The organism is Actinomadura sediminis, assembly GCF_042675525.1.
GTDB classification, from domain to species: Bacteria; Actinomycetota; Actinomycetes; order Streptosporangiales; family Streptosporangiaceae; genus Spirillospora; species Spirillospora sediminis.
Genome location: NZ_JBHTJA010000087.1, coordinates 1 through 21,004 on the forward strand (window position 1 = coordinate 1; position 21,004 = coordinate 21,004).

Annotated in this window: 19 protein-coding genes, 1 tRNA gene and 1 pseudogene; 12 read left to right on the forward strand and 9 right to left on the reverse strand. The window is 73.0% G+C overall.

Annotation, left to right across the window (positions count from 1 at the left end; translation table 11 throughout):
- From ACFQ11_RS29075 to ACFQ11_RS29090, 4 genes are all read right to left on the reverse strand, one after another.
- Nucleotides 1-937, reverse strand: a 937-nt coding sequence (locus ACFQ11_RS29075; protein ID WP_378304365.1) for a carboxylate-amine ligase, incomplete at its 3' end; no start/stop codon positions are given.
- Nucleotides 938-1,059: 122 nt separating this feature from the next.
- The gene (locus ACFQ11_RS29080; protein ID WP_378304367.1) at nt 1,060-1,242 is read right to left on the reverse strand and encodes a hypothetical protein; all 183 of its coding nucleotides are present in this window, start codon (nt 1,240-1,242) and stop codon (nt 1,060-1,062) included.
- A gap of 2 nt (nt 1,243-1,244) precedes the next feature.
- Nucleotides 1,245-1,454: an HGxxPAAW family protein gene (locus ACFQ11_RS29085; RefSeq protein WP_378304369.1), complete on the reverse strand. Its 210-nt coding sequence runs from the start codon at nt 1,452-1,454 to the stop codon at nt 1,245-1,247.
- Between the two features lie 115 nt (nt 1,455-1,569).
- A complete protein-coding gene (locus ACFQ11_RS29090; protein ID WP_378304371.1) occupies nt 1,570-2,748 on the reverse strand; it encodes an acyl-CoA dehydrogenase family protein in 1,179 nt (392 codons plus the stop codon).
- A gap of 134 nt (nt 2,749-2,882) precedes the next feature.
- On the opposite strand from ACFQ11_RS29090, the gene ACFQ11_RS29095 reads away from it, so the two are divergent.
- From ACFQ11_RS29095 to ACFQ11_RS29125, 7 genes are all read left to right on the forward strand, one after another.
- Nucleotides 2,883-4,703 carry a methylmalonyl-CoA mutase subunit beta gene (locus ACFQ11_RS29095; protein WP_378304373.1) on the forward strand — a complete coding sequence of 607 codons (1,821 nt, stop codon included), beginning with the start codon at nt 2,883-2,885 and terminating at the stop codon, nt 4,701-4,703.
- Nucleotides 4,703-6,934: a methylmalonyl-CoA mutase gene (gene scpA, locus ACFQ11_RS29100; RefSeq protein WP_378304375.1), complete on the forward strand. Its 2,232-nt coding sequence runs from the start codon at nt 4,703-4,705 to the stop codon at nt 6,932-6,934. Before ACFQ11_RS29095 ends, scpA begins: the two co-directional genes overlap by 1 nt.
- A complete protein-coding gene (gene meaB, locus ACFQ11_RS29105) occupies nt 6,931-7,911 on the forward strand; it encodes a methylmalonyl Co-A mutase-associated GTPase MeaB (RefSeq protein ID WP_378304377.1) in 981 nt (326 codons plus the stop codon). The genes scpA and meaB overlap by 4 nt, the downstream gene beginning before the upstream one ends.
- A 78-nt stretch (nt 7,912-7,989) precedes the next feature.
- Nucleotides 7,990-8,985, forward strand: a complete 996-nt coding sequence (locus tag ACFQ11_RS29110) for a GNAT family N-acetyltransferase (protein ID WP_378304379.1) — start codon at nt 7,990-7,992, stop codon at nt 8,983-8,985.
- Nucleotides 8,986-9,080: 95 nt separating this feature from the next.
- Nucleotides 9,081-9,152, forward strand: a tRNA-Asn gene (locus tag ACFQ11_RS29115).
- A 24-nt stretch (nt 9,153-9,176) separates the two neighbouring features.
- Entirely contained in the window at nt 9,177-9,617 is a 441-nt protein-coding gene (locus tag ACFQ11_RS29120; protein WP_378304381.1) for an HNH endonuclease, read from the forward strand.
- Between the two features lie 163 nt (nt 9,618-9,780).
- Nucleotides 9,781-10,812 carry a coiled-coil domain-containing protein gene (locus ACFQ11_RS29125; protein ID WP_378304383.1) on the forward strand — a complete coding sequence of 344 codons (1,032 nt, stop codon included), beginning with the start codon at nt 9,781-9,783 and terminating at the stop codon, nt 10,810-10,812.
- Nucleotides 10,813-10,843: 31 nt separating this feature from the next.
- Here ACFQ11_RS29125 and ACFQ11_RS29130 read toward each other — a convergent pair whose 3' ends face one another.
- Nucleotides 10,844-12,871 (reverse strand): ABC transporter ATP-binding protein, encoded by a 2,028-nt coding sequence (locus ACFQ11_RS29130; RefSeq protein WP_378304385.1) that lies wholly within the window; start codon nt 12,869-12,871, stop codon nt 10,844-10,846.
- A gap of 336 nt (nt 12,872-13,207) precedes the next feature.
- On the opposite strand from ACFQ11_RS29130, the gene ACFQ11_RS29135 reads away from it, so the two are divergent.
- Nucleotides 13,208-13,849: a class I SAM-dependent methyltransferase gene (locus ACFQ11_RS29135; RefSeq protein WP_378304387.1), complete on the forward strand. Its 642-nt coding sequence runs from the start codon at nt 13,208-13,210 to the stop codon at nt 13,847-13,849.
- 61 nt (nt 13,850-13,910) lie between these two features.
- On the opposite strand, the gene ACFQ11_RS29140 is transcribed toward ACFQ11_RS29135, so the two are convergent.
- A complete protein-coding gene (locus ACFQ11_RS29140) occupies nt 13,911-15,371 on the reverse strand; it encodes a SulP family inorganic anion transporter (RefSeq protein ID WP_378304389.1) in 1,461 nt (486 codons plus the stop codon).
- Between the two features lie 363 nt (nt 15,372-15,734).
- Here ACFQ11_RS29140 and ACFQ11_RS29145 point away from each other — a divergent pair.
- Together ACFQ11_RS29145 and ACFQ11_RS29150 are read left to right on the forward strand one after the other, a co-directional pair.
- Nucleotides 15,735-15,917: pseudogene (locus tag ACFQ11_RS29145) on the forward strand (ATP-binding cassette domain-containing protein); the annotation flags it as partial.
- Nucleotides 15,918-15,997: 80 nt separating this feature from the next.
- Complete coding sequence (locus ACFQ11_RS29150; protein WP_378304391.1) at nt 15,998-16,288, forward strand: VOC family protein; 291 nt, start codon at nt 15,998-16,000, stop codon at nt 16,286-16,288.
- A 136-nt stretch (nt 16,289-16,424) separates the two neighbouring features.
- Here ACFQ11_RS29150 and ACFQ11_RS29155 read toward each other — a convergent pair whose 3' ends face one another.
- The 3 genes from ACFQ11_RS29155 to ACFQ11_RS29165 form a co-directional block, all read right to left on the reverse strand.
- Complete coding sequence (locus ACFQ11_RS29155) at nt 16,425-16,682, reverse strand: hypothetical protein (protein WP_378304393.1); 258 nt, start codon at nt 16,680-16,682, stop codon at nt 16,425-16,427.
- Between the two features lie 91 nt (nt 16,683-16,773).
- Nucleotides 16,774-18,384: a peptide chain release factor 3 gene (locus ACFQ11_RS29160; RefSeq protein WP_378304395.1), complete on the reverse strand. Its 1,611-nt coding sequence runs from the start codon at nt 18,382-18,384 to the stop codon at nt 16,774-16,776.
- Nucleotides 18,381-18,506 carry a hypothetical protein gene (locus ACFQ11_RS29165; RefSeq protein ID WP_378304397.1) on the reverse strand — a complete coding sequence of 42 codons (126 nt, stop codon included), beginning with the start codon at nt 18,504-18,506 and terminating at the stop codon, nt 18,381-18,383. The genes ACFQ11_RS29160 and ACFQ11_RS29165 overlap by 4 nt, the downstream gene beginning before the upstream one ends.
- A gap of 681 nt (nt 18,507-19,187) precedes the next feature.
- On the opposite strand from ACFQ11_RS29165, the gene ACFQ11_RS29170 reads away from it, so the two are divergent.
- Together ACFQ11_RS29170 and ACFQ11_RS29175 are read left to right on the forward strand one after the other, a co-directional pair.
- Nucleotides 19,188-19,931 (forward strand): polyamine aminopropyltransferase, encoded by a 744-nt coding sequence (locus ACFQ11_RS29170; protein WP_378304399.1) that lies wholly within the window; start codon nt 19,188-19,190, stop codon nt 19,929-19,931.
- A gap of 262 nt (nt 19,932-20,193) precedes the next feature.
- Nucleotides 20,194-20,595 (forward strand): MerR family transcriptional regulator, encoded by a 402-nt coding sequence (locus tag ACFQ11_RS29175; protein ID WP_378304401.1) that lies wholly within the window; start codon nt 20,194-20,196, stop codon nt 20,593-20,595.
- The last annotated feature ends 409 nt before the right edge of the window (nt 20,596-21,004 follow it).

A 21,004-nucleotide genomic window follows, 5' to 3' on the forward strand; every position in this document is an offset into this window, starting at 1 on the left:
CGGGCTCGGTGCTGCCGAGCAGGGCGGCGGCCATGTGCCGCTGCGCGGCGGGCCGGCCGCTGCGCACGTCCAGGCCCGTCCCGGCGGTCCCGTCCCGCGCCGCCAGCCAGTACGCGGCGCGCAGCATCTCCTGCGGCGGGTCGGGCGCGGGCTCGCCGGCGTCGACCGCGGCGGCGGCCGTCTCCACCAGCGCCCGGATCAGCCCGGCGAGGGCCGCCGCGTCCGCGGCGGTCAGCGCCACGTCGGCGACCCGCACCTCGACCGTCGGGAGCCGCGCGGACGGCCGCACGTCCCAGAAGATCGTCCCGGTGTCCATGAGGGCGCCGCACTCCAGCAGCGACGCGACGAGCCCCTCGTAGTGGGCGAGCGACGCGAAGTACGGCGGGGGCCCGGCCACCGGCCAGCGCGCCCAGGCCAGCGCCCGCCAGCAGGCGTGCCCGGTGTCGCGGCCCGCCCAGAACGGCGAGTTGGCCGCCAGCGCCAGCAGCGTCGGCAGCCAGGGCCGCAGATGGTTGCCGACGAGGACCGCGCGCTCCCGGTCGGGCATCTCGACGTGCACGTGGCACGAGCAGATGCTCTGCTCGTCGTCCAGTCCGCGGTAGGTCGCCAGGCTCTCGGCGTAGCGGGGGCCGGCCGTGATCGGCGCGGGCACGAGATCGCCGAGCACCGGCGTGCCGGTCGCGGCGAGCCGCAGCCCCTCGGCCGCGGCGGCGTCCGCCATCGCCGCCCGCATCTGCCGGATCTGCTCCTCGAGCTTCACCAGGTCGTCGCAGGGCGGGGTCTTGGCCTCGGCGAGGAAGCCGACCAGCTCGGTGGACGCCCGGTCGCCCAGTGCCGCGGCGGCGCGGCGCACCACGTCGGCGGCGCGGGGAACGACCTCCCGCGTGCCGGGATCGACGACGAAGTACTCTTCCTCGATTCCGAAACGCGGCGCCATCCCACCACCTCGGCTCGTGCGCGCCCCGGGCCGCCTGTCGTCTCACAGCCGCGTCACCGCGACGGCACATCACTTCGACGTTACGTGACGGACGGCGGGTTGGCACCTGCCTTTTCGGCGTGTCAGGGCCCCGAGTCGATCCACAGCACCGCGAGGGCCGCGAGATGCGTGATCACGACGATCGCCAGGCTCACGACGAAGAGCATCTTCGCCGGGCCGTGCGGGAAGTACCTGCCCTGCTTCAGCGGGCCGAGCTCCCGCTGGCGGGCGGCGATCCGCTCCTCCAGCGGCGGCCGGCCGAACATCCCTAGGCGCGCGGTTCGTCGACGACGACGTCGCTCATGATGTCGACGGCGAGGGCGATCACGCCGCCGAGGGCGGTCACCGCGGCGCCGGCGCCGAAGACCACCCAGCTCGGCCCCATGACGAGTCCAGCGCCGCCGATGGCGAAACCGATGAAGATGATGGTGACGGCGACCCAGGACTTCGGGCGCCCGGCGTGGCTGCCGCTCGACATGCGCGTTGTCTTCCCTCTAGCAGGTTCCGGTGGGAGTTCGATCTACGTGGCCGAACTCTAGCAACGCCCGGCCGGAGGGGCGTTCCCGGGGTGCCGGTACCGGGCGGGCGCACGTTCACACGAACGCGCCGTGCCCGGTCGCCGCGCGGCCGACGATCAACGTGTTGATCTCACGGGTGCCCTCGTAGGAGTACAGCGCCTCCGCGTCGGCGACGAACCGCCCGATGTCGTAGTCGAGAACGATGCCGTTGCCCGCCATCAGCTCGCGCGCCCAGCCGACCGCCTCGCGCATCCGGGTGGTGCAGTACGCCTTCGCCAGGGCCGAGTGCTCGTCGCGGTACATGCCCGCGTCCTGGAGCTGCGCGAGCCGCACCACCATCCCGAGCGAGGCCGTCGCGTTGCCCAGCATCCGCACCAGCAGGTCCTGGACAAGCTGGAACTCGGCGATCACCCGCCCGAACTGCTCCCGCTCGATCGCGTAGCGGCGCGCGATCTCGTAGGCGGCGAGCATCACCCCGACCGCCTGCCACGCGACGCCGCTGCGCGTCCGGCGCAGCACGGCGGCGGTGTCGCGGAACGACCGGGCCTCCGCCAGCCGGTCCTCCTCGGGCACGCGGCAGTCCTCGAGCACGATGTCGGCGTTCTGCACCGTCCGCAGCGCGATCTTGTTCTCGATGCGGGTGGCGGTGAAGCCCGGCGCGTCCTTGCCGACCACGAACCCCTTCACCTGCCCGTCGTCCTCGTCGCGCGCCCACACCACGACCAGGTCCGCGAACGTGGCGTTGCCGATCCACCGCTTGGCGCCGTTCAGGATCCAGTGGTCCCCGTCGCGCCGCGCCGTCGTGCGCAGCCCCAGCGCGACGTCGGACCCGCCCTCCGGCTCCGTCAGCGCGAACGCCCCGATCTTCTCCATCCTCCCCATCGCGGGCAGCCACCGCGCGCGCTGCTCCGGCGAACCGCACCGGCCGATACTGCCCATCGCCAGCCCCGAGTGGACACCGAAGAACGTCGCCATCGACGGGTCGACGCGGGCCATGTCCATCGCGAGGAACCCGGTCAGCAGGCTGCTGGGACGCTCGCCCGGGCACTCCTCGAAGGGCAGTCCCGCGACGCCCAGCTCGGCGTACCCGGGGATCAGGTCGAACGGGAACTCCGCGCGGGCCCAGCAGTCGTTGGCGATCGGCGCGACCTTCTCCTCGAGGAAGGTCCGCACCCGCCCGACGATCTCCTGCTCGCGCTCGTCGAGGAGGTCCTGCATGTGATAGAGGTCACCGGGAAGGGAATTCAAGGTCATGCGGGCCACCTTCCCGGTGACCGGGCCCCTAACCGGAGGCGGCGCGGCGCCGCCGCGCGCCCGCGGAACGGGCCTCCCGGCCACCGGGACCCCGCCCGCGAACGCCCGGTACGCGCTCGCTTACCATCCAGGGCATGACGGTGCCGCCTGAAGAACTCGAACTGGCCGCCGCCTTCCCCCCGGCCGAGCGGGACCGGTGGCGGGAGATGGTGAAGGGGGTGCTGCGCAAGTCCGGCGCGGCGACCGACGACACCCCCCTTGAGGAGATCGAGGGTCTGCTGACCCGCGAGTCGTACGACGGCGTGCCGATCGGCGCCCTGTACACCGCCGAGGACGCCCCCGCGGGACGGCCGGGCCTCGCCCCCTGCGTCCGCGAGGTGCGGCCCGACGGCGAGGGCCTCGCCGGCTGGGACGTCCGGCAGCGGCACGACCACCCCGACGCGGCGGTCACCCGCGAGGCGATCATCACCGATCTGGAGAACGGCGTCACCTCGGTCTGGCTGCGGCTCGGCGAGGCGGGCACGCCCGTCGCGGCGCTGCCCGACGCGCTGCGCGGCGTCCTGCTCGGCCTCGCGCCCGTCGTCCTGGACGCTGGAGAGGACGCCGCCGAGGCCGCCGAGGCGTTCCTCGCGCTGGCGGCGGACCGCGGCGACGCCGGTGCGGCCACCGGGAACCTCGGGCTCGACCCGCTCGGTCTTGCGGCCCGCACCGGAACGGCCCGTCCGCTCGACGAGGCCGCCGCGTTCGCCGCCCGCTGCGCCCGGGAGTTCCCGCGGCTGCGATCCGTCGTCGCCGACGGCACCCCCTACCACGACGCGGGCGGCTCGGACGCCGAGGAGCTCGGCGCCGCCGTCGCCGCGGGCGTGGCCTACCTGCGCGCCCTCACCGGGGCCGGGCTGAGCGTGGACGAGGCGTTCGGGCAGATCGAGTTCCGGCTCGCCGTCAACGCCGACCAGTTCTCCTCCATCGCCAAGCTCCGCGCCGCGCGCCGCCTGTGGACGCGCGTCGCCGAGGTGAGCGGCGCGGCGGAGGGGACGGCCGCGCGGATCCACGCGGTGACGTCCGCGGCGATGATGACGCGCCGCGACCCGTGGGTGAACATGCTGCGCACCACCGTCGCCGCGTTCGCCGCCGGGGTGGGCGGCGCCGACGCCGTGACCGTCCTGCCGTTCGACGCGCGCCTCGGGCTGCCGGACGACTTCGCCCGCCGCATCGCCCGCAACACCCAGACGCTGCTCCTGGAGGAGTCGAGCCTGGCCCGCGTCGTCGACCCGGCGGGCGGCTCCTGGTACGCCGAGCGCCTCACCGAGGACCTCGCGCGCGCCGCCTGGGACCGCTTCACCGGGATCGAGCGGGCGGGCGGCCTCGCCGCCGCCCTCGGCTCGGGGCTCGTCGCCGACCGCATCGCGGCGACCTGGGCGCGGCGCCGCAAGGACATCGCGCGGCGCAAGGCCCCGCTCACCGGCGTCAGCGAGTTCCCGAACCTCACCGAGCGGCTGCCGGAGCGGGAGCCCGCACCGGCCCGTCCCGGCGGCGGGCTGCCCGTCGTGACGTACGCGCAGGACTTCGAGGCCCTCCGCGACCGCTCCGACGCCCACGCGGACGCCGCCGGCGCCCGTCCGGCGGTGTTCCTGGCGACGCTCGGGCCGATCGCCGTGCACACCGCACGCGCGTCCTTCGCCGCCAACCTGTTCCAGGCCGGCGGGCTCGCGACCGTGACCGGCCCGCCCGAGGAGTTCGCCGCGTCCGGCGCGCCCGTCGCCTGCGTCTGTTCCAGCGACAAGGTGTACGCCGAGCAGGCCGCGGACGCCGCCCGCACGCTGAAGGACGCGGGCGCGAAGCGGGTCTGGCTCGCCGGAAAGGGAACGTACGAGGGTGTGGACGCCAACGTGTTCGCCGGGTGCGACGCGGTCGAGGTGCTGGAGACGACCCTCCACGATCTGGGAGTGAAGTGATGATCCCCGACTTCAGCGACATCGAGCTCGGGACGCCGCCGCCCGCGGGCGACGCCGCCGCCCGGTGGCGCGCGGCCGTCGCCGAGGCCACCGGCAAGGAGCCCGAGGCCCAGACGTGGGACACGCCCGAGGGCATCGACGTCCTGCCGCTCTACACCGGCGACGACCTCGGCGGCGTCGACTTCCTCGGCACCCTGCCCGGCATCGCGCCGTACCTGCGCGGCCCCTACCCCGCCATGTACGCGACGCAGCCCTGGACGATCCGCCAGTACGCCGGGTTCTCCACCGCCGAGGAGTCCAACGCCTTCTACCGGCGCAACCTCGCGGCCGGGCAGAAGGGCCTGTCGGTCGCGTTCGATCTGGCCACCCACCGCGGCTACGACTCCGACCACCCCCGCGTGGCCGGGGACGTCGGCATGGCGGGGGTCGCGATCGACTCCATCTACGACATGCGGCAGCTCTTCGACGGCATCCCGCTCGACAAGATGAGCGTGTCGATGACGATGAACGGCGCCGTCCTGCCGGTGCTGGCGCTCTACATCGCCGCGGCCGAGGAGCAGGGGGTGAAGCCGGAGGCCCTCGCGGGGACCATCCAGAACGACATCCTCAAGGAGTTCATGGTCCGCAACACCTACATCTACCCGCCGCAGCCGTCGATGCGGATCATCTCCGACATCTTCGAGTACACCTCGCAGCGGATGCCGAAGTACAACTCGATCTCCATCTCCGGCTACCACATCCAGGAGGCCGGGGCCACGGCCGACCTGGAGCTCGCCTACACCCTCGCCGACGGCGTCGAGTACATCCGCGCCGGACGCGACGCGGGCCTCGACATCGACGCGTTCGCGCCCCGGCTGTCGTTCTTCTGGGCGATCGGGATGAACTTCTTCATGGAGGTCGCGAAGCTCCGCGCGGCACGGCTGCTGTGGGCGAAGCTCGTCCAGGGCTTCGACCCGAAGAACCCGAAGTCGCTGTCGCTGCGGACGCACTCGCAGACGTCCGGCTGGTCGCTGACCGCGCAGGACGTCTACAACAACGTCGCCCGCACCTGCATCGAGGCGATGGCCGCCACGCAGGGCCACACCCAGTCGCTGCACACCAACGCGCTCGACGAGGCCCTCGCGCTGCCGACCGACTTCTCCGCCCGCATCGCCCGCAACACGCAGCTGCTGCTGCAGCAGGAGTCCGGGACGACCCGCACCATCGACCCCTGGGGCGGCAGCGCCTACGTCGAGCGGCTCACCTACGACCTCGCGCGCCGCGCGTGGGGGCACATCACCGAGGTCGAGCGGGCCGGCGGCATGGCGAAGGCGATCGACGAGGGGCTGCCGAAGCTGCGGATCGAGGAGGCCGCGGCCCGCACCCAGGCCCGCATCGACTCCGGGCGCCAGCCCGTCATCGGCGTCAACAAGTACCGCGTCGACGCCGACGAGCAGATCGAGGTCCTCAAGGTCGACAACGCGTCCGTCCGGGCGCAGCAGCTCGACAAGCTGCGGCGGCTCCGCGAGGAGCGGGACGGCGCCGCGGTCGGGTCGGCCCTCGCGGCGCTGACAGCCGCCGCCGACGCGGCGACGAACGGGAACCGCCCGTCCGGGCTGGAGCACAACCTGCTCACGCTCGCGATCGACGCCGCCCGCGCCAAGGCGACCGTCGGGGAGATCTCCGACGCCCTGGAGCGGGCGTGGGGGCGGCACGCCGCGCAGATCCGTACGATCTCCGGTGTGTACCGGGACGAGGCCGGGCCCGCTGAGGGCATCGAGAGGGCGCGCGCGGCGACCGCCGCGTTCGCGGAGGCGGAGGGGCGCCGCCCGCGCATCCTCGTCGCCAAGATGGGGCAGGACGGCCACGACCGCGGCCAGAAGGTGATCGCGACCGGGTTCGCCGACCTGGGCTTCGACGTCGACGTGGGCCCGCTGTTCCAGACCCCGGCAGAGGTCGCCCGCCAGGCCGTGGAGGCCGACGTGCACATCGTCGGCGTCAACTCGCTCGCCGCCGGCCACCTCACCCTGGTGCCCGCGCTCCGCGAGGAGCTGGCCGCGCTGGGCGCCGAGGACGTCATGATCGTCGTCGGCGGGGTGATCCCGCCGCAGGACTTCGACGAGCTGCGCGCCGCCGGGGCGTCGGCGATCTTCCCGCCGGGGACCGTCCTCGCCGACGCCGCGCAGGGCCTGCTGGACGAGCTGGCCGCGAAGCTCGGCCACGAGAAGGCGGGGGAGAACGGCGACCGGTGAGGCCCCTGGAGGACTACGTCGCCGGGGTGCGGGACGGCTCGCGCGCGTGGATCGCGCGGGCGATCACGCTCGTCGAGTCGAACCGCCCCGACCACCGCGCGCTCGCGCAGCGGCTGCTGGTCGAGCTGACCCCGCACGCCGGCGGCGCCCGGCGCGTCGGCATCACCGGCGTGCCGGGGGTCGGCAAGTCCACGTTCATCGACGCGCTCGGCACCGCGCTCACCGGGCGCGGGCACCGGGTGGCGGTGCTGGCCGTGGACCCGTCGTCCACCCGGACCGGCGGCAGCATCCTCGGCGACAAGACCCGCATGCAGCGCCTCTCCGCCGACGAGAACGCCTTCATCCGCCCGTCCCCGACGGCCGGCACGCTCGGCGGCGTCGCCAAGGCCACCCGGGAGGCGATGGTGGTGATGGAGGCCGCCGGGTACGACGTCGTCCTCGTCGAGACGGTCGGGGTCGGGCAGTCCGAGACGGCCGTGTCGGAGATGGTCGACTCGTTCCTGTTCCTGACGCTCGCCCGCACCGGCGACCAGTTGCAGGGCATCAAGAAGGGCGTCCTCGAACTGGCCGACGTCATCGCGGTGAACAAGGCCGACGGCGACCACAGGATCGAGGCGAAGCGGGCCGCGCGGGAACTCTCGGGCGCCCTGCGGATGCTGCGCGGCGACGAACACGCCCGCGACATCCCCGTCCTCACCTGCAGCGCCCGGGAGGGCACCGGCCTCGACCGGGTGTGGGACGAGATCGTCGCCCACCAGGACGCCCTGCGCGAGCGCGGCGAGCTGGACGTCCGGCGCCGCCGCCAGCTCGTCGGGTGGGCGTGGGAGATGGTCCGGGAACGGCTGCTCGCCGACCTGCGCGCCGACCCGGACGTCCGCGAGATCGCACCCGGGCTGGAGCGGGAGGTCGCGGACGGCGCCCTCACCCCGGCGCTGGCCGCCGACCGCATCCTGGAGGCTTTCGCGCGGGGCCGCTGAGAGACCGGCGGCCGTCCGAAACCACGCGTTGTCACGAGGGCCCGGTCCCGGCGGGCCCCGATCCGGTACAACAGTCGGATGGACGTCATCGCGCTCGACGACCCGACGGACGTGCAGATCAGACAGTGGCACGGGGTGCTGGCCGCCGTGCACGCCGACGATCCGGCGGCCGAGCCCGCGCCCGAGCCCGCCCAGACGGCCGCGCGGTTGCTGGGCGGCGTCCCGGCGGGCCGGCAGCGGCTCTGGGCGGTGCCCGCCGGGGACGCCCCGGGCGACGGGCTCGCCGCCGTCGCGGCGCTGCTGCTGCCCGGCGATCCCGGGCCCGGACGGCCGGGCGAGATCGACATCCGGGTCCGGCCCGAGCACCGCCGCCGCGGTCTCGGCCGGCGGCTGCTGACGGCGGCCGCCGCGGGCCTGCGCGCCGACGGCCGCACCAGCGTGATCGCGCAGGTGCTCGCGGGCACCCCGGCCGTCCCGTTCCTGGAGTCGCACGGCTTCGAGTGCGTGCTGACGCTGCGCGGCATGGTCCTCGATCTCGCCGAGGTCCCGGCGGAACGCGTCGCCCGCCTGGTCGCGGCCGGGCCCGCGGGGTACCGGCTCGTCCGCTGGCGCGGCGTCGTCCCGGACGGGCGCGCCGCCGCGCTCGCCCGCGCCAAGACCGCGATGGCCGACCTCGCCGAGTACGAGGGCGCGCCGTGGGACGCGGCGCGCGTGCGGGAGATGGCCGAACTGGTCGCCAAGCGCGGCGACGACCTCTACACCGTCGCGGCCCTCACCGGCGACGGCGCGGCGATCGCGGGCTTCACCGAGATGGTCGTCCCGGCGGGCGCGACCGGCCGCGCCGCGCAGTACGACACCGCCGTCGTGCCCGAGCACCGCGGCCGCCGGATCGGCATCTGGGTGAAGGCGGAGATGCTGCGCTGGCTCGCCGCGGAGCGCCCCGACGTCCGCGAGATCGAGACCGACAACGCCGGCGACAACGCCCACATGATCGCGGTGAACGAGGAGCTGGGGTTCCGGGTGGAGCGGGAGTCCATGGAGTACCAGGCCGCGGCGGCCGACCTCCCGGCCTGACCCGCCGGAAAATGCGTTGCCCGCCCCTCGGGGAATCGGCAGGCTAATGGTGACTTCCGGGAAATGCCCGGAAGCCCGGAGAATTGCCGGACCTTTTCCTCGTAGTTCAACGGCAGAACGCCGCACCGTTAATGCGGATGCTCCAGGTTCGAATCCTGGCGGGGAAGCGGCAGGGGCAGGGGAGGTGACGCATGCACGTGCTCGTCCTGAACGCGACGTACGAGCCGTTACAGAAGGTGAACCTGCGGCACGCCATCCGCATGCTGGTGCGCGAGGTGGCGGTCGTCGAGGAGGCCGAGGAGGGCCGGGCGATCGGCGCGTTCCCCGTCCCGCGCGTGCTGCGGCTCGTCCGGTACGTCGCGATGCGCTGGCGGCACGGCCGCCGCCCGCCGTGGAGCAAGCGCGGCGTCCACCTGCGCGATCGCGGCCGCTGCGGGTACTGCGGACGCCGCGGCGACACCGTCGACCACGTCCACCCGCAGTCGCGCGGCGGCGGGAACACGTGGGAGAACACCGTCCTGGCGTGTGGGAAGTGCAACAACCGCAAGGGGAACCGGACGCCCGCCGAGGCCGGCCTCCGGCTGGCCCGCACTCCCCGCGTGCCGCGCTGGGAGGAGCTCGTCGGCCTCTGACCGCACGGGCCTCCCGCCCCGGGCCGGGGCCGCGCGCCCCGGCCCGCACCACGGGATCCGTACACATTTCGTCACGCTATGTGATGTTCGTTTCAAGTGAGACGAAATGGCCGTATGTGGTAGCGTGCCGCCAATCTTGAGGCTTGTTATCAAGGAGTGATCTGTGGCGGCCCTCGATCCCCCCGGCGGCACGGAGCGTCCCGACCGCGGACGCCCGACGGCACGGCGCGCGCGCACCGGCGCGCTGGCGCTGGCGCTCGCGCTGGGCGTGACGGCCGTCCCGTCCGCCCGCGCCGCCGCCGTCCCCGCCGCGCCCGAGGATCCGGCGGCCAAGTACGCGAAGCTGAAGAAGCGCGCCGACAAGCTCTCCAAGGAGTACCGCGGCGGGCTGGTGTCCCTCGAGGACGCGGAGAAGGCGGCGAAGGAGGCCCGCGCGGCGGCCGACCGGGCCTCCGGCGAGTACGACCGGGCCCGCGCGGCCGTCGCCACGATCGCGTCCACCACCTACATGACCGGACGGTACGAGTCGATCCCGATCGTCACCGACGGCGACCCGCAGGCCGCCCTCCGCGCCGCGAGCGGCCTCGAGCACATCAGCCGCAACAACGGCCGCCGCGTCCAGGCCCTGCGGGCGCTGGACGCGCAGGCCGAGCAGGCCCGCGAGAAGGCGGAGGCGAAGCTCGAGAAGGTCGAGAAGGAGATCGAGGACCTCGAGAGCCAGCGCGAGCGCGTCAAGAAGCTGCTCGCCAAGTACAAGCCCGAGAAGCCCACCACGTCGGCGTCGTCCGGTTCCGGGTCGGCCCGGCCGGACGGGGCGTCCGGCACCAAGTCGCCCGTCACCGGCAACTCGATGACCGCGCGCATGCGGACCGTCCTCCAGGAGGTGGACGGCAAGTTCGGCCCCTTCCCGACGATCGGCTGCCTCCGGCCCGGCGACCCGCAGGACCACGGGTCCGGCCGCGCCTGCGACTTCATGGAGAGCACCGGCGGCCGGATGCCGAGCGCGTCGGCGAGCGCCCACGGCGACAAGGTCGCCCAGTACCTCATCGACAACGCGAGCCGCCTCGGCATCAAGTACATCATCTGGAAGCAGCGCATCTGGGACTCGCGGAGCAGCGGCGGCTGGCGCCAGATGGAGGACCGCGGCAGCGTCACCCAGAACCACTACGACCACGTCCACGTCTCCGTGCTGTGACGCCCGCGGCGGCGCAGCGCGGCACGAAGCCTCACCGCTCCACGTCCGGCTGCGCGTGACCGTTCCCCGCGGCGACGCCCTCTGGGGGTGCTTCCGCCCGGTAGGCCGACGCCTGCAGCTCGTACAGCTCGGCGTACAGGCCGCCGACGTCCATGAGCTCGCGGTGGGTGCCGTGCTCGATGACGCGGCCGCGGTCGAGGACGTAGATGCGGTCGGCGTGCCGGACGCTGGCGAGCCGGTGCGTGATCAGCAGGACGGTGCGTCCGCGGCGGGCGGCGTGGTCGCGGATCTGGCCGAACAGGCGGTGCTCGGCGCGCGCGTCCAGGGCGGCGGTCGGCTCGTCGCAGATGAGCAGGGGCGCGTCGCGGTAGAAGCCGCGGGCGGCCGCGAGCCGCTGCCATTGCCCGCCCGACAGTTCCCGCCCGTCGTGGAACCGCTTGTCGAGCAGGGTGTCGAGCCCGTGCGGCAGCTCGGCGACGACCTCGTGCGCGCCGGAGGCCACGGCGGCCTCGTCGACGGCGGCCCGGACGCCCGGTGCGGTGAGGTCGTCGCCCATGGTGATGTTGTCGGCGGCGGTCATCGGCCAGTGCGTGTGGTCCTGGGCGACGACGGCGATGGCCCGGCGCAGCACCTCGGGGTCCAGGTCCTCCACGCGCGTCCCGTCCCAGCGGACGTGCCCGCCCTGCGGGGCGTAGAGGCCGGCGAGGATCTTCGCGAGGGTCGTCTTGCCCGATCCGTTCTCGCCGACGAGCGCGACGATCTCCCCGCGGCCGAGCCGCACCGACACCTTGTCCAGGGACGGCGCGTCACCGTCGGGGTAGCCGAAGGTGACGTCCTCGGCGACGATCTCCCGGAACCGTCCGAGTGCCTCTTCCCGGCCCGTGACGCCCCCTTTCCCGTGGACGCCGGAGACGGCTCTGGGACGGTGAACGCGCTGTTCGGCCATCCGGCAGTAGGCCACGTAGTCACTGAAATACAAGCCGTCCTCGTAACAGCGGTTCAGCGAGTACACCAGGTTGACCAGGGACGTCTGTCCCGCGCGGATCGCCAGCACCGCCGTCCCGGCCACCGCCAGCGGCATGATGCCGCGCCACAGCAGGACGCCGAGCACCGTGTACATCAAAGCCGTTGCGACGCCCTTGAGGACATCGCCCCAGACCTGGGACATCGTCTGGCGGCGCGCGAGATCCAGGAGCGTGCGGCGGATGTGGGAGGCCAGGTCGGCGTGGCGTCGCAGCAGGAAGTCCCGCACGGTGAAGGAGCGGACCTCGGCGGCGTGCCGCCGTTCGGTCATCAGCTCGGTCATGATCCAGCCGCGCCGCCGCACCTCCACCAGATCCAGTTGGGTCAGGTAGCCCAGCCGCGCGGCGCGCACCGCCGCCCACCCCTCCGGCAGCGCGGTGAGCAGCAGCAGCGGCAGCAGGAGCGGGTGCAGCACGCCGAGCGCGCCGGCCGCCGCGACGACCCCGATGGCCGCGGTGAACAGGTCCACGGCGTTGTCGACCATGGACGGGGCGGAGTCCACGCCCCGCAGACGGGCCCGGTGCAGATCGTCCTGGAACTCGGCGTCGTCGAACGCCGCGAGGTCGATCGCGGTGGTGAGTTCGAACAGCTGCTGCTCGACGATCTGCTGAACCTGCGGCCGCAGCCGCGCCTGCGCCCACTGCGCCGCCGTCGCGAACACCGCCCGTACCGCGACGGCCGCGCCGACCAGCAGCAGTTCCGGAGCCGCGGCCCGCACCCGGTCCGGAGTCGGGCCGGCCGAGAACAGGGCGGTCAGCACGCCCGTGGTGGCCAGCAGCCCGAACGCGGTGAACACCCCGGCGGCCACATTGAACGCGATCGTCGCGGCCAGGTCTCGCCGGCCGGCCCGCCACGCCAGCCGCAGCACCTGACCGATCAGCACCGGCAGCCGCCGCGCCATGGTGAGCATCCCGGTGTCCGACAGCTCGGACGCCTTCCGGTACCACTTGTGCTCCGACAGCGCGGGGCCCATCGGAGCCGCCGCCGGCTCGGCGGCTCGCCTTCGACGTCGCGGCAGCCGTTTCCGGAGCTTCATCGCAGTGCTTCACCGCCCGTGTGCACGCCGTCGGGGAACGACCCCACCTTGGGCTGGCGAACGTGCGGCATGGAAGGGATTTGGCAACGTTCGGCCCCGCCCCGAGGGACACGCTTTCCCGCCCGGCAGGTAAGCCGGGTGACACCGGTTCAGCGTAGTGCGCGACCATTCCTCGCAGTGACGAAGGGACTCTGAAGCCGTGGGGGACAGACCGCCTGCGACCGGTCAAGCGCAGACCGCCCGCGCGCCCCGTGCGGGAGGACGCAACCTAGGCGAGCACGCCGCAGACCAGCGGCCTCCAGCGCCGCGGCCGACGAACTGGCTACCGTGACGCCCATGTCCGACACTTGGCTGTCCGATACCCGGTCTTCCTACGACACCGACGCTCCCGGATACGCCGAGAAGGTGCGCGGGCTGCTCGGTGGGAGGCCTTACCTGCGCGCGAGCCTGGCGTTGTTCGCCGAGCTGGTGCACGATGCCGGCGGCGGGCCGGTCGCCGATGTCGGCTGCGGGCCGGGCTACGTCACCGGCCACCTCCACGACCTCGGCGTGGACGCGTTCGGCATCGACATCTCGCCGGAGATGATCGCCATCGCGCGGCGCGACCACCCCGGCCTGCGCTTCGACGTCGGGACGATGACCGCCCTCGACCTGGCGGACGGCTCGGTCACCGGCCTGCTCGCGTTCTGGTCCGTGATCCACGTGCCCGACCACGCCGTCCCCGGCGTGTTCGGGCAGTTCCGCCGGGTGCTGCGCCCGGGAGGCCCGCTACTGGTCGGCTTTCACGTCGGTGACGAGACACGGCACACGTCCGAGGGTTACACGGGTCGCCCGATCAACGTTGACAGTCACCACCGCCCTCCGCGCAAGATCGCGGGCTGGCTTCGCGACGCGGGGTTCACGATCGAGGCCGAGCTGGTCATCGGGCCGGACGAGGACGGTCCGGGAGCCGTCGTCTTCGCGCGCGGCCCGGCCTGACCGTCGATCGCCGGCGCCGGACGGGGCGGGCCCGCCCCGTCCGGCACGGTGGAAGGAGGCGTCAGTGGCTTCCGGCGAGTTCGCCGGACAGGGTGCCGTGCATCTTGGCGCTGGGCTCGTTGAGGCCGATGATCTCGACGGTCTTGCCACGCTGCTCGTACTTGGTGGTGACGGCGTCGAGGGCGGCGACGGTGGAGGCGTCCCAGATGTGGGCGTCGGTGAGGTCGATGGTGACGTGGTCGGGGTCGCCGGCGTAGTCGAACTGGTAGACGAGGTCGTTGCTGGAGGCGAAGAACAGCTCGCCGGTGACCGCGTACACGACGCGTCCGCCGTCGGGGTCGGTGACGGCGGAGACGTTGACCAGGTGCGCGACGCGGCGGGCGAAGATCACCATGGCGGTGATGGTGCCGACGACGACGCCGATGGCCAGGTTGTGGGTGGCGACGACGACGGCGACGGTGACGGTCATGACGAGGGTCTCGCCGATCGGCATGCGCTTGAGGGTGGCGGGCTGGATGGAGTGCCAGTCGAAGGTGCCCACCGACACCAGGACCATGACGGCGACGAGCGCGGCCATGGGGATGTCGGACACGACCGGGCCGAAGGCGATGCACAGCACCATCAGGAAGACCCCGGCCAGGAACGTCGACAGCCGGGTGCGGGCGCCGTTCTTGACGTTGATCATCGTCTGGCCGATCATCGCGCAGCCGCCCATGCCGCCGAAGAACCCGGTGACGATGTTGGCGACGCCCTGCCCGATCGACTCGCGGGTCTTGTTGGAGTGGGTGTCGGTGATGTCGTCGACGAGCTTGGCGGTCATCAGCGACTCCATCAGCCCGACGAGCGCGAACGCCAGCGCGTACGGGGCGATGAGCGTGAGGGTGTCGAGGGTGAACGGGACGTCCGGCAGACCCAGGCCGGGCAGCGACGACGGCAGCGCGCCCTTGTCGCCGACGGTGGGGACGGCGATCCCGGCGGCGACGGTGATGACGGTGAGGACGACGATCGACACCAGCGGGGCGGGGACCGCCTTGGTGATGCGGGGGAACAGCACCATCAGCGCGAGCCCCGCGGCGGCCAGCGGGTAGACGGGCCAGGGGACGTCCCGCAGTTCGGGGACCTGCGCGAGGAAGATCAGGATGGCCAGGGCGTTGACGAACCCGACCATCACCGACCGGGGGACGAACCGCATCAGCCGCGCCACGCCCAGCGCGCCGAGGACGATCTGGAAGATCCCGCCGAGGATGACCGCGGCGATCAGGTACCCGAGGCCGTGGTTGATCGACAACGGCGCCACCACCAGGGCGATCGCGCCGGTCGCGGCGGAGATCATCGCGGGGCGGCCGCCGACGATCGCGATGGTGACGGCCATGGTGAACGAGGCGAACAGCCCGACCGTGGGGTCGACACCGGCGATGATCGAGAACGAGATCGCCTCGGGGATCAGCGCCAGCGCCACCACCAGCCCGGACAGGACCTCGACGCGAAGGAGTTTCGCGGCGATCGGCCGGGTCGGTTTCATGCGGCTCGCCAGAACGGCAGGCAGGGACAAAACACTCCAGACACAAGGTCGCGCGCGCACCTCGCGCGGGTGCACGTCACAGTCAACGAAAAGGGCGGGAACGGGCGCCCCGGCCACGCCGCCGGGGAAGACGCGGGGGATCGGCCGCCGGACGCGCCGGTGCGTCAGGCGGAACGCGGGCGCGGACGTCGCATCAGATCCGCGGCGTGCGCCGGCGCATGGCTCCCCCGAATCTCGGCCGATCGAAGGACGCGCCGCCGCTGGGGGCGGCGGTCCCGGCGTGCGGAACGTCCCGCACGCATCCTTACTCTAACGTGACAGAAGAGTCGTTGGTGCGGATCGAGACGGCGATCACACCTGTCGCTGACCGTCGAACCGGGACGGACCGTCGCCACCGTCGGCCCCACCGGCGCGGGCAAGTCGACCCTCGTCAACCTGCTGATGCGGTTCTACGACGCCACCGGCGGCCGCATCGCCGTCGACGGCGTCGACATCGCCGCCATGACCCGCGCCGACCTGCGCCGCCACATCGGCATGGTGCTGCAGGACACCTGGCTCCGGCACGGCACCATCGCCGACAACATCGCGTACGGACGCGACGGCGCCACCCGCGACGAGATCGTCGAATGCTCGCCTGCGGGAACCCCGTACGGGCACGGCGGTTCTACCGCGAACGCGTCGGCACCGCGCTCGCCCACGCCGACTTCACGGCCGCCGCTTCCCCGGCGCAGTGGGAGCTGGCGCTCGCCGCCGACGACCTCGACGGCATCGCCGCCCGCGCACGCGACCACGGCCCCGAAGCGGTTCCGACCGAGCACGCGAGCCGGTCGGCGCTGCGGCTGCGGAGCCCGGAGGGACTCACGTTCCTGGCGTGCTCGGCCACCCCCGCCCGCCACGACGGCGGCGAGTCCGGGTGACCGCTCACTGCGGGGCCTGCGTTGCGGGCACGTGTCCGCCGGGCGAGTTCGGTGGCGCGGCGCCACCCGGCCGGCCAGTGCCGCGGCGTCACGTGGGAACGAGGCGCCGCACGCCCCGCCGGCGGGGCCGTCCTCCTCACCAGCGGGCGCGCGATGTGGTCGGGCCACCCGCTCCCGTCCGGTGACCGTCGCCCCGAGTGCCCCGGACGACGTCGGCGTCGGCGGTCACTCCGTCCTGCAGTTGGACGATGTCGGCTGCGATCACCACGTGGACGGTGCGCCAGCCGCTGTTGCTCTCCCGCTCGAAGACGTACCGGGAACCGGAATACCTGCACCGGTCCGCCGAGAGCTCCTCATGGCGGCCGTCGACGAAGTGAATGCGATAGTCCGCCAACTCTCCTCCATCGGCATCGATCAGCTGCTCTCTAACGTAAGAGTAGGGACGGTCGTCCCTCGCGGGGCGGTCGCCGTCCCGAGTCCGGTTCTCAGTCGGGGGCCCCGGCGGCGAGCATCGGCGTCAGGGTGAGCTCGGGGTGGTCGCGTTCGATGGCGCGGACGCGCCATTTGTCCGGGAACACGGCGACGAGGGCGCCGTCCAGGACCCGGGTCAGCACCTCCACGCCGCGCTGCGCGGCCAGGACGGGCGCCGATTCCTTGTCGGTGATGCGGGCGGTGGTGTAGTCGAGACGGGCGAGGTTGACGGGGGCGCCGAACTCGTTCTCCATGCGGGCGGTCACGACCTCGAACTGCAGCGGTCCGACCGCGGCGAGCACCGGGGCGCCGTCGCCGCGCAGGTCGCTGCGCAGGACCTGCACGACGCCCTCGTTGTCGAGCTGGTCGATGCCGCGGCGGAACTGCTTGGCGCGGCCGTTGTCGTCGACGTGGGCGACCATGAAGTGCTCGGGGGCGAACGCGGGGATGGGCGGGAACGTCACGGGGCGTGCGCTGTAGAGGGTGTCGCCGACCTTGACGCCGGTGGCGTTGGGCAGGCCGATGACGTCGCCGGGGTAGGCGGCGTCGACGGTGGAGCGGTCGCGGCCGAACACGGTCTGCGCGTGCTTGGTGGTCAGCGGGCGTCCGGTGGCGGCGTGGGTGAGGGTCATGCCGCGCTCGAACCGGCCCGAGCACACCCGGACGAACGCGAGGCGGTCGCGGTGCGCGCGGTCCATGCCGGCCTGCACCTTGAACACCTGCCCCGCGAACGGCGCCTCGACCGGACGATCGACGCCCCGCTCGTCCGCGCGCGGGCCCGGTGCGGGCGCGAGCCGGCGCACGGTCTCCAGCAGTGCCTGGACGCCGAAGTTGGGCAGCGCGGCGCCGAACAGCACGGGCGTGCAGGTTCCGGCGGCGAAGGCGTCCATGTCGAGGGTCGCGCCGATCTCGTCCAGCAGCGCGAGCTCCTCGGTCGCGGTGGTCCAGGCGTCGCCCTCCTCGGCGGCGGCCCGGTCGGCGGGGACGGGCTCGGCGACGGCTCGCTGCGCGCCGCCGGGGGTGCGGCGGAAGCGGGTGTAGGAGCCGTCGACCCGGTCGATGAGGCCGCGGAAGTCGCCCGCGACGCCGACGGGCCAGTTCAACGGTGCGGGCCGCAGGCCGATCCGCTGCTCGACCTCGTCCAGCAGTTCGAGGGGTTCGCGGCCGGGACGGTCCCACTTGTTCACGAACGTGATGACGGGGATCTTGCGGTGGCGGCAGACGTCGAACAGCTTCAGCGTCTGCGCCTCCAGGCCCTTGGCCGAGTCCAGCAGCATGATCGCGCCGTCGACCGCTGCCAGCACCCGGTAGGTGTCCTCGGAGAAGTCGGCGTGCCCGGGGGTGTCCAGCAGGTTCAGCAGCGCCCCGCCGTACTCGAACCGCAGCACCGACGAGGTGATCGAGATGCCCCGCGAGCGCTCCATGTCCATCCAGTCGGAGGTCACCCCGCGCCGTCCGGCCTTGCCGTGCACCGCCCCCGCCTGCTCGATCGCCGCCGCGTGCAGGGCCAGCGCCTCGGTGAGCGTCGACTTGCCCGCGTCCGGGTGGCTGATCACCGCGAACGTCCGCCGCCGCCCCGCCTCGGCGATCACCCCGTCGCCGGAACTCGTCGTCCCCGCGCTCACCGCGGCGCCTCCGCGCCCGCCGCCCGGTCCTGCGCCTGTTCCTCCGCCTGCCAGAGGCGTGCACCGCCGCCCTGCTCGTATGCGGCCCCGGGCGCGCCCGGGCGCGCCTCGTGCTGAAACACCGCCGTTCCTCCATTCTCTTCTCGCGTGGTCAGTTCGCGATCGAGACCGACTCCCAGCCCGCCGGCCGTCTGCAGCCGCCCGTTCCCGATCGTCCGGCACCACACCGCAGGCTCCCGACCGGTACCGGCCGTTCGACGTCGGCCTCGGAGTACCGGCGGAACCTGTCAGATGTCCGCGACGGCGTCACCGGCCCGATCTTCTCTTAGTACCGGATCGTGCGCAGCGCCGGCCCCGTCGCGGCCACCTCGCCGACCCGCGTCCGCTCGCCTGTCCAACGGTTCGTCCACCCACAACCCTACCCTCACGTTAAAGTATGTTGTGGAGCGTCGGCCGCAATGGCACAACGGCGCGACACGTGCTCCCGCGCCGCCGTCTGCAGGCGTGCTCACAGCGGCGCGGGAGCACGCTCATCGCTCACCGTGCAGACGGGACGTGTCGCATGACGTCGACCAGGTGGACGGCGGCGGGCGGGCGGCACCGTACCCGGGGACGGCTCCGATGCCCACGTTCTTGCTGACGGAGTCCGCCCGCGGGCTCGACGCGCCGGACGGGCCGTCGATCGAGCCTTGAAGGAACGCGTTGGTGCAACGTGCCGACGGGATCGGCGACATAATCTCCACTCACGGGAGAGTGCTTTTCGTGTCGGAGATTGTCGCTCCAACGTCACAGGATGGATCGCAGTGGGTGCATTGTTCGAGGAACTCGACTGGCGGCCGACGCCCATGGGGGCCGTCAGCCTGAGACGGCGGCGGGACCCCGCGTCGGGTGAGCAGGTCTACGAGATCAAGCTCGATGACGACTTCCTGATGTCGAGCCTGTGGACGGTCGGCGAGACCGAACTCGCCCGGCTCGGTCTGGCGGCGTCTCCCGAGGCGGAGGCCGGCGGCGGCCTCGACGTCGTCGTCGGGGGACTGGGGCTCGGGCACACCGCCGTCGCCGCCCTCGAGGACGCACGGGTGCGGTCGCTCGTGGTGGTGGAGGCGCTCGGTGAGGTGATCGAGTGGCACCGCGCCGGGCTGGTCCCGCTCGGGGAGCGGCTCGCCTCCGACGCCCGCTGCCGGCTGGTCCAGGGGGATTTCTTCGCGCTGGCCGAGTCCGGGCTGGATCCGCAGGCGCCCGGAGCGCGCTTCCACGCCGTCCTGCTGGACATCGACCATTCGCCGAGCCACGTCCTCACTCCGGTGAACGCGGCCTTCTACCGGCGGGGACCGCTGCGGCGTCTGGCCGAGCAGCTCCATCCCGGCGGCGTCTTCGCCCTCTGGTCGAACGACCCGCCGGACGACGCGTTCACCGCCCTGCTCGGCGAAGCGTTCGCCGATGTGACGCCGCACGTCGTGGAGTTCCCCAACCCCGTCCAGGGCGGCACCTCGGCCAACACCGTCTACGTCGCACGCACACCCGGCGAAAGCAGAGCCCCCCGGTAATGAGGGACCCCTCCGTCGTCGACCCGTGGTCCTGCTGAACCGCACCCACTTGGCCGAGGCGGCGGCGGTGGGCACCCTGCACGCGGTGACGGGGAGTCCGGCGCGCGGCATGCGAGAAGCCCGGTGCGGGGCCCGCCCCGCCGAGACGGGCGCCGACGGCACCATGCGCCGGAAGATGGCAAGCTTGACCAACGGCATGGATCACCCGTCCCCGGTGTGACGAGCGGGTGACGCGAGGAGGAAGCTGATGGACGGCAGGCACATGCAGATCGGCGAGGTCGCCGACAGGACCGGCTTGAGCCTGCGCACCATCCGCCACTACGAGGACGTCGGCCTCGCCCTTCCCACCGCGCGCTCGCAAGGCGGCTTCCGCCTCTACACCGAAGACGACGTCGCGCGGCTCCTCGTCATCAAGCGGATGAAGCCCCTCGACTTCACCCTCGAGGAGATGCGCGACCTGCTCACGATCCTCGACGAGCTCCAGTCGGCCGGCACCGACGAGGGCACCAGGGCCGACCTCGTCAAGCGCCTCGCCGTCTACCGCACGCTGGTCGAAGAGCGCTGCGCGAAGATCCGTGCGCGCCTGTCCGACGCCGAACAGTTCTCCGCCGAACTCTCGGCAGAACTCCGTGAACACCGCGAACACCGCGAACACCGCGCCTGACCATGGCGCCCCGTCCGGCATGCCCCTGTGAGCGAAGGGAGACCGGACATCACGGCCGTGCTCGCAGGCGCGCTTCCCGGCAACGGATTCACGGTGAGCCCCGCGTCTTGGCCGCGTAGAGCAGCCGCCGTTCACCGCCCGAGGGGGTAGGCAGGGCCGGTCTGCGGGGATGCATCCGGATCGCCCGTGCGGCATCGGCCGCGACTCGCCGCGACGGTCACCGACCGGGAGGCCGACCCGTCGCGGGACGCGACCACGAGCGCGGGATTCGGCGCCGGGCTCTGGTAAGCCCCTGGCACGTCGCGGTGGAGGCTCTGTTCTGGCAGGTCGACGCCGGGATCGGCGTGCCGCCGAACCCGAGCGTGCGGAAACCGCGGCGGCCGGCCGGCGGCGTGGGGTGCGGTCGTCC

Coding starts and splice junctions, on each gene's coding strand:
- ACFQ11_RS29080 (WP_378304367.1), bottom strand. CDS start 1,242: ATGTTCGGCCGGCCGCCGCTGGAGGAGCGGATCGCCGCCCGCCAGCGG.
- ACFQ11_RS29085 (WP_378304369.1), bottom strand. CDS start 1,454: ATGTCGAGCGGCAGCCACGCCGGGCGCCCGAAGTCCTGGGTCGCCGTC.
- ACFQ11_RS29090 (WP_378304371.1), bottom strand. CDS start 2,748: ATGACCTTGAATTCCCTTCCCGGTGACCTCTATCACATGCAGGACCTC.
- ACFQ11_RS29095 (WP_378304373.1), top strand. CDS start 2,883: ATGACGGTGCCGCCTGAAGAACTCGAACTGGCCGCCGCCTTCCCCCCG.
- scpA (WP_378304375.1), top strand. CDS start 4,703: ATGATCCCCGACTTCAGCGACATCGAGCTCGGGACGCCGCCGCCCGCG.
- ACFQ11_RS29110 (WP_378304379.1), top strand. CDS start 7,990: ATGGACGTCATCGCGCTCGACGACCCGACGGACGTGCAGATCAGACAG.
- ACFQ11_RS29120 (WP_378304381.1), top strand. CDS start 9,177: ATGCACGTGCTCGTCCTGAACGCGACGTACGAGCCGTTACAGAAGGTG.
- ACFQ11_RS29130 (WP_378304385.1), bottom strand. CDS start 12,871: ATGAAGCTCCGGAAACGGCTGCCGCGACGTCGAAGGCGAGCCGCCGAG.
- ACFQ11_RS29135 (WP_378304387.1), top strand. CDS start 13,208: ATGTCCGACACTTGGCTGTCCGATACCCGGTCTTCCTACGACACCGAC.
- ACFQ11_RS29140 (WP_378304389.1), bottom strand. CDS start 15,371: ATGAAACCGACCCGGCCGATCGCCGCGAAACTCCTTCGCGTCGAGGTC.
- ACFQ11_RS29150 (WP_378304391.1), top strand. CDS start 15,998: ATGCTCGCCTGCGGGAACCCCGTACGGGCACGGCGGTTCTACCGCGAA.
- ACFQ11_RS29175 (WP_378304401.1), top strand. CDS start 20,194: ATGCAGATCGGCGAGGTCGCCGACAGGACCGGCTTGAGCCTGCGCACC.